This window comes from Gimesia chilikensis (assembly GCF_007744075.1).
GTDB lineage: Bacteria > Planctomycetota > Planctomycetia > Planctomycetales > Planctomycetaceae > Gimesia > Gimesia chilikensis_A.
Genome location: NZ_CP036266.1, coordinates 4221342 through 4236424, shown reverse-complemented (window position 1 = coordinate 4236424; position 15083 = coordinate 4221342). Strand labels below are relative to the sequence as shown.

Below are 15083 nucleotides of genomic sequence, written 5' to 3'. Positions count from 1 at the left end.
GCTATGGGTTTGGTTCGGCCATCAATGGGCCCCAATATGTAGGCATGAAAGCCACAAAACTATAAAGAAGGAGGCTCAGAACGGATTGCCAAACGACACCTTCGCATTAGCAATAGACGCGAGTAACCTGCTGCAAAATAGAGGATTACGAAGCGATCTTGCTACTGAATCCTGCTGGCAGCCTCGGTACCGCAGCTGGAACAGACCTGCCAGAGCTCCGTATCCGCAGTAGTTTAGAAAACCGTGGTTCTTAGCGCAACAGATTCACACATTCAGTCGGAAAAGATTCTGCAATATCGCCAGGCTGTGTAAATGTCCGGTGTTGACGTTCCGCAGCAGCCTATGTCAGGCAATCTGATTTAAGCGGCAGCCCGCTCTTCGGCGGGACCCTGATCCTGTTGATCGTCTGCCTGACTCTGGCGTTGAGCACACTGAATCCGGTAGGCGATCTCTTTGGCAATTGCCTGATTGAAGTTCAGCTGGAACTGCTGATACGAGAACTGGGCTGCACAGCACCAGCCGATCACGGACTGGCAACGCTGCGGACGGAGCTCCAGCTCGCGCATGGCTGAGATCAGTGAGGCGGCACTCTGTTCGGCGAAGTGGATTCCACTTCCCAGTCCATGCTGCTCAAAGCAGATGACAGACTGGGCTGCTTCACAGCCTCCAAAGATCACCACTGGGGCACCACAGCTCTGTGCTTCCTGGGCAGACAGATCGAAGTCAACATCCCGTGGGCAGATCACTGCTTTGCAGAGCCTATACTGATCTCGCAGAGTCTGATCATCAACGGCACCGATGATTTCCACCTGGGGTTCATTGTGAACCGCAGCGGGGACCTGTTCTGCAGGAATCCCGATGATCGACAGACTCTGTTTGAGAGCCACACAGGCATCGACGGCCAGTTGTTCCTGCGCAGTCCAGGGACCGTCGACAACGAGCAGATAGAACTCACTCCGTCTTTCATAACCGGAACTGAAAAAATCAGTATCAACGGGGGGACGTACAAATGAGGTAAAACGATCCCGGTTCTGATTCAAAAGCGTTTTGGTCGGTACAACGAACTCCACTTCGGTCAGTGAGTTGACCAGCTGGTGATCGATGGGCTGCTGATTGCTGGCGATCGGTTCCAGGTAGCACATATGCAACTGGTGATCCTGGCATTTGATCGAGGCGGCTGCTTCGAGGCTCGTGCTGATGATCAGATTTGCCCGGGAAACATCCACTTCCTTATCCGGGGAAAAACCGGTTCCGAAGCGGGCAATTGTGGAGGAATGAGGCCAGGTCTGATTCAGTGCTTCCCAGATACTATATTCGATGCGCGTATGAGATACGCCTGTGTGCACTAAGATCACACTCATGTTGTTTCCTCCTTGAAACGATGATGAGTCTGAATCAAATCCTGTTGTTATTCTGCCAGCAGCGACTTCACCGCAGAATACGCTTGAGGGAAGCTCAAAGAAGGGGGTGATGTATTTGGTAACTCAAGTCAGACAACAGAGAAAGGACTCAATTTTAGTACCGCGGTTGTCAGCCGCAGAACCGATAGAAAAACAGGGGAAGACAAGCCCGTTGAGAATCACGGACCGTCTGGGCGCTGATATTGACAAATCTCGAAAATCTGGTCAATCCGAATCTGACAGGATTCTATAATGAAACGGGTGTCTGCCCCACTTTTTATCAGACCGAAACAGCCGTTTCCTGATGGGAAATAGGGTGAATCGCTTCAAAATCAGGCGTTGTGTTTCCCTGTTCCGCCTGGTGAATCAGCGCTGCCATTTCCCACGCGGTCACGTAATAATATTTCCACTCCGGATGCCGGGCGGCTTCGCGGCGCAATTCTGCATGAAACGCCTCCGTTTCTGGTCCCAGCAGAGTCTCCAGATTACCAGGTTTGGCGCCATGGGTGTGCAGCTTGATAAAGGTCCAGTCGGGCCGGCCTGCCACATGCACATCTGCCGCCAGCCAGTGCCGGAAACGTGAGATTGTTGCCGGACGCCCACCGTGCAGGTCCGAGTTCTCAATCCCGGGCATGAATCCCCATTTCCGTTGATTCCAGTCGAGTCCCAAAGGCCCCTGGATCATCAGCAGGCTGTCACGCTTGGGAGTCTGACCAACCTGCGCGAGCGTTCCTGCATCGTGTGATTTACACTTGCCAGGCTGGTTCTTCGCATAATAGATGCTGTTGATGATACGTGTCTGGGTGTCACTGGGAGCCGAAGGCATCGTCAGATCGGCGTAGCAGCCTGTCTCCAGCAGCACATCGATTTCATTGTCGACCCCACACCAGCGACCATCCGGACGCGAGTTGCACAGGGCCCAGTTTCCATGAATGAAACTGTAGAGAATTTCTCCCGTTTCGGGATCCTTGCGCAGCAGGCCATGTCGTTCGTAGAGGGTCTTGCGAAAATCGTTCATTTTCTGACGCAGCCCCTCGGCCGTGTCGTTGTCGTGATGCAGGTGGATCTCCACATCGCCGAATCCCTGTTTACAGAGTCGTGCCAGGCGATCCAGGTACTCGGGCTGATACTGATCCTGTGGAAAGAAGAACGTATGCTGAGGCACCTGTCCGCGCGAATCACTGAAACGCGAGAAGCGGGCCGGATATTCTTCACACCAGCGGTCCACGCGCGCGATCGCTTCCGCTTTCTGGGGATTTCCCCATTCCGGTTCATAGTGATCGCAAACCGCGATGAAGATATGCCGGGGCTGTTCCGGAGTAAATTTGACCGGCCGATCCTGCTTCTTCTGAAACAGATAAGCGGGCAGCCAGTACTGCATGTTCCGGGCACGAATCGCCAGAGAAACGCAGCCGACGCACGCCATCACCAGCAGGCTGAGCATTGCGATACAGGCAAACAGAAATGTATTCATGACAGATATCTTTATGAATGATGAGAGGGAATATGATTCTCAATGGTTTCTGGATCGATGTCGCTCTGCTGTTCCAGCGGAAACGCTTCATCGACAGGCACCACGCGGGTGGCACTGCGTTCGGTTCGTTCCCAGGTGCCGGTCTGTCGCGTGAAGAGCCAGCGGAACAGGCCGATTCCCAGTGCCAGGTTCATCTGCACGAACATACCCGGAACCCGACAGAGTTTACGGAGCACGCCCCCTCGACTCGCGAGTTTCATACCCACAAAGGCAGACAGATAAAACAGTCCCTGGCCCAGTAATGTGACCTGGTAGAGTGTCTGATTCAACAGGCACAGATTCGCCAGCAACGCCACGGTCATGAAGACCGGACAGAACCAGCGCAACAGTTTGTGTGACCAGAAGGCAAAAGCGATGTATCCATATCGAGGACTCAGCAGCCCCTTCAGGTGCCGTAAGCTCTGAAAACCGCCGGTACCGATGCGGACACGACGTTTGAATTCTGCCTGTACCGAAGTGGCAGATTCCTCGGTTGCGAAGGCACTGCCGTCATAGATCAGACGTTGCCCCATCAGATGGACCCGCATCCCAATCAGGAAATCATCGATGATCGTTTCCGGTGGAATCGGCATGTAGATCGACTTGCGTAAGGCATACAGTGCACCGTTCACACCCAGTACGGCTCCGAGGTTGGTTTCACACTGTTTCAGGAAGTTTTCATATTTCCAATACAGGCCGTCCACATTTTTTCCCGTCTCCGAATCTTCGAGAATCAACTGCCCGCAGACACCGCCGATGGTTTCATCGGCAAAGTGTCGTACCAGTTGTTTGAGGCACTGTGGATCCATGTGCGTGTTGGCGTCAGAGAAGACCAGGATTTCACCACGGGCCGCCGGTACACAGTCATTTAAAACCGATGACTTGCCCCGCCGTTCTTCGAATTGCAGCAGACGCACGCAGTCATCGTCATACATAGTGACCAGTTCGCCGGTCAGGTCTTCATTCCCGTCGCAGCCGATCAGAATCTCAAGTTTGTCGGCAGGATAGTCCAGCAGGGCGAGGTTATTCAAACGATCGAGAATGACATTCTCTTCCCGATAGGCGGCGATGATAATCGACACAAAGGGGAGTTCCCCCATCGCTGCCATTTCGCCCTGATTGCTTGTGAATTCTTCGGCACGTCGGGAATGACGCCGTGAAAGCAGCCAGATAAGCAGTGGATAGCCGACATAGGCGTAGGCGATCAACGCGACAGATCCCCAGAAGAGGCTGATGAAGAGTGTGGATGTCATGGTGCCACCTTTGGCTGATGTTGTTTGTAGGGGAGTTCGGCCTGATTGATTTCTGGTCTGCTGACAGGTTCCGACTCCTGATGAACCTTAATCACTTTTGCAGGAATCCCGCCGACGGTGGTGTGCGCTGCGACGTCTTTCACAACAACCGCATTCGCCCCGATCTTCGAGTGCGAGCCAATTTCCACCGCACCAATCACCTTGGCTCCCGCACCGATAAAGATGTCCGATCCCAGTCGAGGAGATGTGTTACGTTCCGCACCGATGGTTACCTGGTGTTCCAGTTTGATGTCATCGCCGGCCTTGACGGAACCGTTAATCACGATTCCCTGGCTATGGATGATCACCAGGCGGCGACCGAAATCCGCACCGCGTCCAATGATGCACTGGCAGAAGATCGCATTGCATTTGTTGAAAATCATGGCCAGCGGCGCCAGCTTCCAGGCACTCGCCCACTGCATCAGGCGGTACCAGAGCATCGCCATCGTGCCGTCGGTCAGGCACGTTTTCAGCAGGCTCCGCGCAGTCACACTGCCGTAGCACCATTCTGATTTTGCTTTCAGATCTTCCCAGAATTTCATGTTCAGCCCATTTCGATTCGAATTAATCAGATCCGGTGATGGACCAGTTGGTTTAACAGTTCCGCCAGTTGTCCTGCCTGGTGTTCCCGCTGGAACTGATCCCGTTTTTCCGGATGAGGCATCGGTGAGACCGTTTGGCCACTCAGACGATTGACCAGCCAGTGCGCAAGTTTGTCCGTCTCGCTGGCACGGAAATTCCCCTCTGGCCAGAAGTCCTGCAGAATGCCCGCCGTTTCTCCCGCGGGAGTGATCGACAGGATTTCCCGCTGAATTGCCAGGTATTCAAACAGCTTGGCCGGTGCCACACGGTCGGCGCCTTCCACATCGCTGAGCAGCAGGCAGAGTGCATCCGCGGCTGCCATCTTTTTCAAGGCTTCGTGGTGGGCACAGTAGTCTTCGCAAATCAGCGTGCAGTCCGTCTGGTTCAGACGATCCAGGATTTCCCGCTGTTCGGGAGTCTTTCTCCCAATCACCTGCAGTTCCAGGTGCTTCAGGATCGCAGGTTGTGACTGATGTACGGCTTCAATCGCCCGCACCAGTGGTTCAATCGTGGTCAGATTCCAGAGCGTTCCCGTATAGACAATCCGAAACTTTCTACCACTCTCTGGTGAATAGGTCGATGTCGGCTCATGCGGCGTGTCAAAGTCATCCGGATCGTAGCCGTTATAGATACACTGGCCGACAGGTGAGGCACCAAACTGCTCCGCCCGGTCCAGCAGACGCTGCGTACTGGCCTGCGTGGTAGCCACAATCGCGTCTGAGTGACGCATGACTTTTTTCTGCAGACGGGTCTGAATCAGATCCGAGATCCGGTCCCGCTGATGGTTCTCCAGGTACTTGCTGCTCAGGTCCCACTCGTCACGGAAATCCGAAATCAGTGGCAGGTGGAATATTTTTTTGAGTTTGCTGGCCAGGATCAGGTTCGAATAGGGCGGGGCGGTTGCCAGGATGGCATCGTGGGGGACCCGCTTCAGCAGCCGCTTACCGGCCTTGAGTGCATTCGGATACCAGAGAATCTGCGCGTCGGGCTGCAGCAGCATTCCCGCACCCGCTTTGACCACCTTTTTACAGGATGACTTGAGCGAACCTGACAGGCTCACTTTTTGCGCCTCTTCCTGCTTCTGGGCCATATTCTTCTTGAGTGTGTAGTCCGGTTCCCAGGTCCGTGCCTTTTCCAGGTGTGTGTTCTCAGGAATATCGACCAGCAGGCTGTTATCGAACACCGGTACCGAAGGATTGGCAGCCATCAGCACGCTCACATCCCAGCCGAACTGCTTCAGGTATTTCACAAACTTGACGGGACGCTGTACGCCGGCACCGCCGACCGGGGGGAAATGATAGCTCACCAGCAGCAGTCGCTTACGTGACTCCTGTGGACGTGGCTGTTCTCCCGAATCGGACAGATCGACAGGTTGAGAGAGGATGGTAGACATAAATCAGAAATTCCTTTGTATACACTCAGGCAGAAGCCCGTTGTTTGACTGGCGCTGGTTTTGTACCGGAAGCAAGCCAGTGGCTGACTCCCAGAGAGCGAATATCATATTGTGTGTGTTCCGAAAGCTGACGTACCGCTTCAATCGCGTAGGGGTGATTGTCGTGCATCAGGCAGAAATTACCTGCCTGCGGTTCAAAGCGTTCGCACCACTGGTTGATTTGTGAGTTTTCAATCATCTGGTAATCCCGCGGATCGGTGTCCCAGAGCACGATGGTTTTGTGACGCCGCCAGAGCCCCAGCATTTTGCCCGCGGTCAGTTTTCCTTTGGGGGGCCGGACCAGGCGCGGAATGCTGCCGGTGATATCCCTCAGAATCCGATCTGTCTGATCGATCTCTGCCAGGAACTGTCTGGCTGTCGTTTGCGCAGGCTCGCTGTGAGTCAGTGTGTGATTGCCGATTTCGTGCCCCTCCTGAACCATCCGCTGGATGATTTCGGGGTGACGCTGTGCCTGGGCGCCGATCACGAAAAAAGTCGCCTGTTGCTGATACTGCAGGAGCAGATCCAGCAGGCGGGGTGTGTACTCCGGATGCGGACCATCATCGAAGGTCAACGCCAGCGGTACGGGAGCCTGCGAGTGTAAACCCGTGTGCGACTCGGGAGACAGTTGTGGATGGGGAGACGTACCTTGAACCAGAAACAGTCGTCGTGGGACGACTGCAGTCAGCGAACGCTTAATCAACTGGCGAATCTGGTTCATGTTCGAATTTCAAACTGGTTGTCTGAGTTTTCTGTTTTTACGACGGTAGGACGATCGCGATTTCTGCTGTTCTGTTAAGCCGGCTGAATACCGCGTACTGCAGTCAGACAAAATCTGACTGAGCTGCACAGCGGACTCCTGCCAGGTCAAAGGTTCGAAAACCCGTTGCTCCGGAATCGCAGGCACCGCCAGCATGCCCGACAGGGCGTCTGCCAGCAGCTGTGGATTGTTCGAAGTCACCAGTCGATCCTGGAGGGGATCGGCGATCTCCGGAATCCCGCCCACGCGACTGGCTACGAAACGGCTTCCGCAGGAAATCGCTTCCAGCAGCACATTGGGAACCCCTTCTGAAAGGCTGGGCAGGGCAACGACATCAGCGGCCCGATACCAGTCTGCCAGTCGGGACTGTGGTTGTGATCCCTGCAACTGGAAATACTTGTCTAATCCGTACTCTGTTACTTTCTGGCTCAAACGGGAATGTAATGAGCCGTTACCTAAAACATAGCATGTAAATGGAGGCCCCTGCTTACTTATTTTCTTACATGCTTCCAGCAGAACCGTATGTCCTTTCACGGGTTCCAGTCGCCCCACACTGATGATGACTTTGCGATCCGGATCGAGCCCCAGCCGCTCGCGGGCCGCCCGTTGATCACCGGGGCAGAAGCGACTGCGGTCCACGCCCCGATAGACGGTATGAATCTTCTCAGGATGAATCTGCAGCTTTTTCACCGCGGCTTCGATGTCCTGGCTCACCGTGATCACAGCATCCGACTGTTGCAGGACTGATTGAATTGCCCGCCGACGATGTCGATTCCGGGTCAACAGCAAGACATCGCTACCCCCCGTCATGACGACCGCGGGAATGCCGTGCTCGCGGGCTGCCCTGACGGCGACTTCTCCATCCGGATGCAGCCAGTACGACAGAATCACGTCCGGCTGGAACCGGGCAATTGCCCGATTTAAAGTCGGTCGGATCGACCAGTACAGAAACTGACCGTAATGCTGGTGCAGCATTTTGGGTGGATAATAGAACCGCGGATATTCAACGCGCATTCCGTTAGCCGCTTCAAAAGGCAGCCAGTCGGGATCGAGTCGAGTCCGCTGGCTGACCCGGGAAGAACACTCATCCACCCAGGCGACCGGTGAGATCACATGGGTTTGGTGAAGTTCTCCCAGGGACTGCAGCATCGCAGCGTTAAACGTCCCTTTTCCCGGGTGCTGGGAATTCGGAAACACATTAGATAGGAACAGGATTTTCATAGGTCGTCCATCTTTCGATAGTCAATGCGCTACTGCTGGTCCAGCTTACCTGCTGCCCAGTTTTCCATATCGCACCAGTTGTCGCAGACCGGTATAGATACCGGAGGTTTTCAACAGGTTTCGGGCTGTCTGATCGATCCAGCGGGAAGTGTTCAGATAGCAGAGCAGGCTTTTGTTTTTTAACGTATTCGGCAGCAGCATCACGGCACCACTGTGTGTGATCTCAGAGCTGTAGCGCTGCTTGTATTGCGCATCGCCTTCGCCGAAATCATAAGTGCGTGGCGAGTCGTACTCGGTCAGATCTTCCAGGATCAGTAGTAACAGCGTTTCACCCGGTGAAGCGCTGGCGTAATCCAGGTCAAACCCGAATTCGAGATCGTTGAAGATTCCCTGAAACTGACTGCCGATTTTGAATGCCACGGGGCGATCCCCGTCCATCAGCAGATAAGAACGCAGGGCACCGTGCAACGCGTAGAACATCAACTCGCTGACTTCCTGGTCATTGTTTTTGACACGCAGCCCCAGTCGCTGACTCTGCCAGGAGTTTTTCGAAACCTGGTGAGCCGCACTCAGAAAGTCGGCGATCTGGTCTGGTTCAGTAATCCGCACCAGCTTGAGATGGCTGTTGTCCCGGATCATTTTGCGATGCTTACGACGTGATTTAGACCGGAACTGATTCCAGTAATCAGCAGCATTTTCCGGGAACCGGATCAGGCTGCGCGGCTGGTATCCCGTATGGGAATAGGTCAGGCAGCGTCCCTCTAGCCGATCCAGACAGGCTTTCACAGGCGAGTTGAGATGGACATCTTCCAGAAACAGAAATGTCGCATGTTGCTGCTGAAAGAATTTTAAAGTGGTTTCCAGCAGGAATTCGAGAAACGCGGAATCATCCTGGTATGCCTGCTGCAGTAGAAACCCGTTTCCCTTTAAATAATAACCTGGCAACAGTCGTGCCGGCCCTATACCACGCAGCGTCTTCGTGCTGAGGTTTTTCGGACAACAGATACCTGCGGCCACCAGCGTGCCCTGGTGACGGCAAAACATCACGTAACTGGGGCGATCCGGAAACGATTTCTGTAACTGCGATTGCAGGTACAGCAGATAATCCGGGTGATGGTTTAATAGTGCGTGTGGATCCTGTTCAAACAGTGCCAGCCAGTCCTGGTAGAACTGGGACATCGGTTGCAGGTCTTCCATCTGCACGGCATAGAAACTGATTTGCAGATCGTCAAACGGCGCGGTTTTTTCTATTTCCGGGTCGAGTGACAGATCGTGGTGAGTACAGGTTAAATTCATATTCATGGCGGGTTCACTTAACTTGTAGATTCAAAATCTGTTGATACAGGATTTCGTAGTCTTTAATCATTGAACGCACATTGAAGTGCTGTTCGACACGTTCGCGGGCCGACTGGCCCATGGTCAGCCATTTCTGAGGCTGAGTACACATTTGACAGATGGCTTCCGCAAGTAGCGACGCATTCGCCGCGGGGACCAGCAGACCGGTTTCCGGTTGCTGCACAATCTCCGGATTTCCACCGACGGCCGTCGCCACAATCGGTAATCCGACCGACATGGCTTCCAGCAGCGTCAGTGAAATTCCTTCTGTCAGAGAAGAGGAAACGTAAAAGCCGGCTTGAGTCAGCAGGTCAGGGACGTCATTCCGCTCTCCCAGGAAACGCACATGGGATTCCAGGTTGAGATCAGTTGTGATTTGTTCCAGTTTCGCGCGTTCGGGACCATCTCCCACGATCATCAGCTCGAATTCAGGAATCGAATCAACGACCAGCCGCACCGCTTGCAGCATCGTCGCAAGATCCTTTTCAGGCGACAGACGCGAGACAGTAATCGCCCGCATCTCTGCCGCTGGGCCGGAAAAGGCAAACCGATCCACGTCAATTCCGTTCCAGATGCGGGTCACTTTCCGTTCGTTCAACCAGCCCACAGAGCGACAGCGGTCTCCCGTATCATCCGAGACCGGAATCACGCGATCAGCCAGGCGGCTGGCCAGCGCAAACTGCAGCCGCTCGTTAAAGGTCTCTCCAAAGCGGCGGCCATGACGCGTCTGGATGATCGCGGGGATCCCGGCGAGACGTCCGGCCAGTGTGCCGTAAAAATGTGGGTACGCATTGTGCGTGTGCAGCAGGTCGTAGTTCTTCTCCAGGAAGAATTCTTTCAACTGACGGATGCATCCCAGCTTACCCGAAGCAGTCAAGGGAAAGGGAATGACGGGGCAACCCAGTTTCTGGATCTCTTCCGCAGGAGCTCCCATCTCTCCCAACGCGACAAATTCGAGTTCGAACTTCTCTGCATTATGGAATCGGGCAAAATCAACCAGCAAACGTTCCAGTCCGCCCGTGCACAGCGTCAGACTCAGATGACAGATCCGGAGCCGCGCTGCCGATTTCTGAGCCGCTGCATTCGTTTCGTTACTGGAAGTGATTTCGATGGTACTCATGTTATTTTCATTCATAAGAGATTGATTCCGACTGAACTTGATATCGATAAGTTCATTCCTCGTCGGTGTTCGATTTCTGAATCAGCTGCATGGTCTGTTTGATTTTCCGCAGGGTATTCAACGCGGTGAATTTCCAGCGGGGACGCTTCACCTGTGCCCACGTGAGGTAGCTGTGATGTGTGCTCATCTTCTGCTTATGGTGACTGTTACCGGCCAGGAAATCATAGGCATCGAAGCCACGACGGAAGCACTCCTCGATACACAGATAGTCCGCGATCACACCCGGGCTCAGTTTACCCTGGTATTCAGCAGAACCACCCTGATAGCACAGCACGCGGTTGCGGTCGATCAGGACCTGCACGCAACCGATGATGTCGTTGCCGAGCTTGACGCGGAACAACCCCATCTGTCCGCTGGGAACCAGCTTCTGAATCAGCGCTTTATGAAAGTCGGTAAATCGCTGGCTGGCATAGGAACCGGGTTCCCCCTCTTTCTGCCAGCGTACCTGGTGTAACTCGACCAGGTCTGCAAAGATGTCTTCTGCTTCGGCAACGCTCTCTGCCCATTGTCCGTTGAGGTCGCCGTATGATTTCATGTTCTTCCGCAGATTCTTACGGGTGGAGTAACCAAAGCCGGAAATGACTTCCCGTTCTTCCTCCCGGATCAATTTCAGGTCGAAATAGCGACTTTCGATTTTACGGAAACCCTCTTCGGAAACGGGCAGGTTCCAGGCTTCCAGCTCATCGCTCGCAAATCCGTCAAAGTGAATCGCATCCCAGGTTTTGTTTCTCTCGAGCAGTCCCATCAACCCCTGCATGAAGTCGGACTGTATTTCAGTGGGAACGAGCAGGGCATTGTATTCCACACACGCACTGTCGGACGCCGGTTCCCCCGCCGTTCCCAGGTGTAGCGTATTGACTGAGAGCGGACCGTCGAATTGCGCGACCCCTTCGGTCACGAGGCAAACCCCGCAGGGGACATTGTCTTTCGTCGCCACAACGAAAGAGTAGGGGATGAGGTCGCCGAAGTATTCGATCCAGGTTGACGTCCAGACGTGTGAACACATCAGGGGAACCTCAGAGAATTGTGCTTCTACTGTTTTCCAGACTTCCAGACAGGCTGCACGCTGGCTGCTGTCATACTGAGCCAGTGACAGCGTCTGTGCCGTCTCCAGTGTCGTAGAAGCATTAATAAGCGTATCAATCGTCTGGTGAGAACAGTCGAGTAAAGTCATTCAATTACCTGTCAGGGTTAATAGTGATAAAATAATTCAAATCCGTGTTTTCAGGACGTGGTTCGTTTGAGTAAAGGACTGCCTTTCTCAAACAGCAGCCAGGTTCCCGCCAGGAAGGCTCCCCCTCCACAGGCAATACAGACCAGGACTACCCACGAATTCCGTATCTCAAAGAAATGCGGCAGACAGTAGGAATACGCCAGCAGAGCCATCAGCGGGGCGATGGTCGGTCCAATCGCATAACGCAGCAGTCGACTCCGGGAGATGTCCAGTTTTTTCAACGCATACGGGAGCAGGATGCCGAGTTCCGCAAACAGAATCGGAATCGCGGTTCCCAGTGCCACGCCGACAAGTCCCAGATACTGGATCAAAATCAGCGATAAAATCAGGTTGGCCAGTGCTTCTCCCATGTAAATCAGGGACGGGACTTTCACATTTCCCATGCCGTACAGCACCGAGCGGAAGATTGAGATCGGCAGTGCCACGATCCGGGCGCCCAGCAGAATTGTCAGCAGCAGATGACTCTCCGGATATCCGGGTCCCACCCAGGTGTTGATCAATGTCTGTCCGAAAAAGCCTGCGCCGATGAAAAAGCCGGTCACCAGCAGAAAGGATAGGGAGACGCCGTTCAGAACCAGCTTCTGTAAGGCACCGTGGTCTTCGTTGGCATTTAGCTCTCCTGCCCGAGGCATGAAGACCTTGCCGATCTGGGCAATGGGCATATTGATAAATTGTGTCAGTCGTAACGCGATGTAATACGGGACGATCATGGCTGGACTGAAGAAGATCCCGATCACTATGGAATCGGTGGCCTCGATCAGGGTCCAGGCGATGGCATCGATGAAGGCAAAACCGCTGAAGGAACCACATTCCCGGAGGATCGACCAGTCCATATACTTTGTGCTGATGCGGAACTGTTTCAACTGCCGAAACGCAAACAGGCACTGCCCGATGTTTTCAAACAGGGTGACCGCGAGGAACACTGAGGCGATAATCAGCAGTCCCTGTTCGGCTCGCAGGAAGGCCACGGTCAGAACCAGCCGCAGAATCCCACTGGTCAGGTTGACTCCGCGTTCAATGTCAAACCGCTGAATCCCCATCAGCACGCCACCAAACACACTGCCCGCCAGGCCAACAAATACGTTCAGGCCCAGAATCAGGATGACGAGTCGGACTTCGGAGATTGGCACCGATCCCCATTCACTTAGGTGAGGGGCCAGCCAGGCAATGATGCCGGCTGCCGTCAAAGCCAGAAAACCCATTCCAAGATAAATCGCGAAAATCACATTCGCTACCTGGTTCAGGTGTTTCCAGTCTTCCTTGGCGTGATAATGCGCCACATACCGGCTGATCGTCTGACCGAAGCCCAGGTAGAGCAGGCCCGAATAGCCGGCGATCGCATTGATGAATATCCAGCTCCCGTACTGCTGGTCGCCCAGAATATGCAGTACGTAAGGCATAAGGAATACGCCGATCAACAGGCTCACCCCATGGTTGAGCCAGTTGGCACAGAGATTCCATTTAACTGATCGACGCTGATTCATGTTTGTTCTTTCGAAGATCCGTACTGACGACAGGTCAGCCGGCGAAAATTCGTACAAAAATGGCAATCGAGATCAGCATTCCCACGCTGATGCCAATCAGCCAGAGCTGATGTTGTTTGTTCCAGTAAACGATGGGAGTGGGTCGCGCCAGACTGGCTCCCGCCAGGTTCAGATAAGCCGCAGAGACTCCTACAATCATGTAGGTGGGAACGACGTAACAGCGGGAGAGTGACATCATCCCGCCACACCAGGCTGCCAGAATCGCACAGGCGTAAGGCAGGTAACGTTCCAGTTCCCGATCACGCATGATTGGTTTTCCCCGGGACGCGATCTGGAATCGCACCAGACGATACAGCCCCAGGCCAGCAAAAAAGAAACAGCCAATGAACAGGGTACCGCCAAACAGCCCCAGTTCCGTAAACGCGTGCACGTAAGAATTATGAGCCGCGAGCCCCGCCATATCGGAGTATTCACCCTGGCCGATTCCGAAAAACAGATTCGCTGACTTCAGGGCAGAGATCCCCTCGCGCCAGAGCAAAATCCGGTCGTGTCCGGTACCGGAGTTCAAGTCAATATTACCCTGTCGCCCTGCGAGCACTGTCAGACCGGCAACACCCACGACTGCGCAGACAATCGCGGCTTTCTTACCATATTTCGGTAATACAAAGACCATACCTGCGATGCCCAGAGTCAACAGGCCGCCGCGTGAGCGGGTATCCAGCAGGCCGATCATCAGGATGATCATGCTCACGATCCACAGGAACCGAAACGGGCTCTTGGCTGGATCGTTGAAAAAGTAGAGGCACAGCATACCGGTGGCGACAATCAGTACGGACAGGTCGTTGGGATCCTGGAAGATACCCGTACCCCGCATTCGGAAGACGCGAATGACTTCACCCGCATCTGAGACGCCGTCACGGTCGCTGACGTGTTTGATGAATTCAAAGTCGATGATCCCGGCATAGTCAATCACACAGAGCAGAATCATCACCGATGACGAAATCGCCACCGTCTTCAGCAGTCCTTTCAGACGCTTCGGTGAATCGATAATGGAGATGAGCAGAATGTAATAAATCAGTGTTTTCAGAAATGCGATCGTCGATGTCCGTACCCCGTAGAGGTACATATGCGATAGATGCGACATCGCAACAGCAACCAGCACCCCAATTACGCACAGCGTTATCGGCTGACGTTTCAGGTTCGGAAACTGCACCACACGCTTAATCTGATCCAGTGACAGAAAGAAGGATGACAGGATCAGCACCTCATAGATCGGCAGTCCCTTCAGAGCCGGAACCAGCTCCGCGGGTCTCAAAAACAGATTAATGTTGACCAACAGAAATAGGATATAAGCATTGTGGGGAGCCGAATTTCCCCCGATGATTGATTGAGGAAGCGGGCGACGACGTCGTGGAGAGGCCGCGTTTTGAGCGCGCATGCTCTGCGTATCGGGCATTCTCGTACTGGGAGCGGCCCGCTCGGCAGGAGGACTGGATGAATTTCCTTGATTAATCATCGAACTCGATTCAGTTGGAAATCCGCGTTTCCGTATGTCCGGAACGGTACAGAGTTTCACGCTCTCTAATCCGGATATTTTGACATTGCGCACTTACTGAAAAGATAGATCAGGAACCGGCTGCATGTGGCGAG

At 53.9% G+C, this 15083-nt stretch carries 12 protein-coding genes; all 12 read right to left on the bottom strand.

All coding sequences use genetic code 11. The annotated features are described in order from the left end of the window. Positions 1-359 precede the first annotated feature (359 nt). Positions 360-1361 (bottom strand): glycosyltransferase, encoded by a 1002-nt coding sequence (locus HG66A1_RS15965; RefSeq protein ID WP_145185908.1) that lies wholly within the window; start codon positions 1359-1361, stop codon positions 360-362. Positions 1362-1680: 319 nt separating this feature from the next. Next, positions 1681-2874, bottom strand: a complete 1194-nt coding sequence (locus HG66A1_RS15960) for a hypothetical protein (RefSeq protein ID WP_232106584.1) — start codon at positions 2872-2874, stop codon at positions 1681-1683. A gap of 11 nt (positions 2875-2885) precedes the next feature. Further along, positions 2886-4166, bottom strand: coding sequence for a glycosyltransferase family 2 protein (locus tag HG66A1_RS15955; RefSeq protein WP_145185905.1), 1281 nt, complete (start codon positions 4164-4166; stop codon positions 2886-2888). After that, positions 4163-4747 (bottom strand): serine O-acetyltransferase, encoded by a 585-nt coding sequence (locus tag HG66A1_RS15950; RefSeq protein ID WP_145185903.1) that lies wholly within the window; start codon positions 4745-4747, stop codon positions 4163-4165. The genes HG66A1_RS15955 and HG66A1_RS15950 overlap by 4 nt, the downstream gene beginning before the upstream one ends. A 26-nt stretch (positions 4748-4773) precedes the next feature. After that, a complete protein-coding gene (locus HG66A1_RS15945) occupies positions 4774-6180 on the bottom strand; it encodes a glycosyltransferase family 4 protein (RefSeq protein ID WP_145185900.1) in 1407 nt (468 codons plus the stop codon). Between the two features lie 25 nt (positions 6181-6205). After that, positions 6206-6940: a polysaccharide deacetylase family protein gene (locus HG66A1_RS15940; protein ID WP_145185897.1), complete on the bottom strand. Its 735-nt coding sequence runs from the start codon at positions 6938-6940 to the stop codon at positions 6206-6208. 9 nt (positions 6941-6949) lie between these two features. Next, entirely contained in the window at positions 6950-8200 is a 1251-nt protein-coding gene (locus HG66A1_RS15935; protein ID WP_145185894.1) for a glycosyltransferase, read from the bottom strand. A 45-nt stretch (positions 8201-8245) separates the two neighbouring features. Then, positions 8246-9502 (bottom strand): GNAT family N-acetyltransferase, encoded by a 1257-nt coding sequence (locus HG66A1_RS15930; protein ID WP_145185891.1) that lies wholly within the window; start codon positions 9500-9502, stop codon positions 8246-8248. Between the two features lie 7 nt (positions 9503-9509). Next, on the bottom strand, positions 9510-10655 hold the full coding sequence (locus HG66A1_RS15925; RefSeq protein ID WP_145185889.1) for a glycosyltransferase: 1146 nt from the start codon (positions 10653-10655) through the stop codon (positions 9510-9512). 52 nt (positions 10656-10707) lie between these two features. Further along, on the bottom strand, positions 10708-11889 hold the full coding sequence (locus HG66A1_RS15920; RefSeq protein ID WP_145185886.1) for a GNAT family N-acetyltransferase: 1182 nt from the start codon (positions 11887-11889) through the stop codon (positions 10708-10710). Positions 11890-11939: 50 nt separating this feature from the next. Continuing rightward, entirely contained in the window at positions 11940-13433 is a 1494-nt protein-coding gene (locus HG66A1_RS15915) for an oligosaccharide flippase family protein (RefSeq protein ID WP_145185883.1), read from the bottom strand. 34 nt (positions 13434-13467) lie between these two features. Beyond that, complete coding sequence (locus HG66A1_RS15910; RefSeq protein ID WP_145185880.1) at positions 13468-14949, bottom strand: O-antigen ligase family protein; 1482 nt, start codon at positions 14947-14949, stop codon at positions 13468-13470. Between the last annotated feature and the right edge of the window lie 134 nt (positions 14950-15083).

Coding starts and splice junctions, on each gene's coding strand:
- HG66A1_RS15965 (WP_145185908.1), bottom strand. CDS start 1,361: ATGAGTGTGATCTTAGTGCACACAGGCGTATCTCATACGCGCATCGAA.
- HG66A1_RS15960 (WP_232106584.1), bottom strand. CDS start 2,874: ATGAATACATTTCTGTTTGCCTGTATCGCAATGCTCAGCCTGCTGGTG.
- HG66A1_RS15955 (WP_145185905.1), bottom strand. CDS start 4,166: ATGACATCCACACTCTTCATCAGCCTCTTCTGGGGATCTGTCGCGTTG.
- HG66A1_RS15950 (WP_145185903.1), bottom strand. CDS start 4,747: ATGAAATTCTGGGAAGATCTGAAAGCAAAATCAGAATGGTGCTACGGC.
- HG66A1_RS15945 (WP_145185900.1), bottom strand. CDS start 6,180: ATGTCTACCATCCTCTCTCAACCTGTCGATCTGTCCGATTCGGGAGAA.
- HG66A1_RS15940 (WP_145185897.1), bottom strand. CDS start 6,940: ATGAACCAGATTCGCCAGTTGATTAAGCGTTCGCTGACTGCAGTCGTC.
- HG66A1_RS15935 (WP_145185894.1), bottom strand. CDS start 8,200: ATGAAAATCCTGTTCCTATCTAATGTGTTTCCGAATTCCCAGCACCCG.
- HG66A1_RS15930 (WP_145185891.1), bottom strand. CDS start 9,502: ATGAATATGAATTTAACCTGTACTCACCACGATCTGTCACTCGACCCG.
- HG66A1_RS15925 (WP_145185889.1), bottom strand. CDS start 10,655: ATGAGTACCATCGAAATCACTTCCAGTAACGAAACGAATGCAGCGGCT.
- HG66A1_RS15920 (WP_145185886.1), bottom strand. CDS start 11,889: ATGACTTTACTCGACTGTTCTCACCAGACGATTGATACGCTTATTAAT.
- HG66A1_RS15915 (WP_145185883.1), bottom strand. CDS start 13,433: ATGAATCAGCGTCGATCAGTTAAATGGAATCTCTGTGCCAACTGGCTC.
- HG66A1_RS15910 (WP_145185880.1), bottom strand. CDS start 14,949: ATGATTAATCAAGGAAATTCATCCAGTCCTCCTGCCGAGCGGGCCGCT.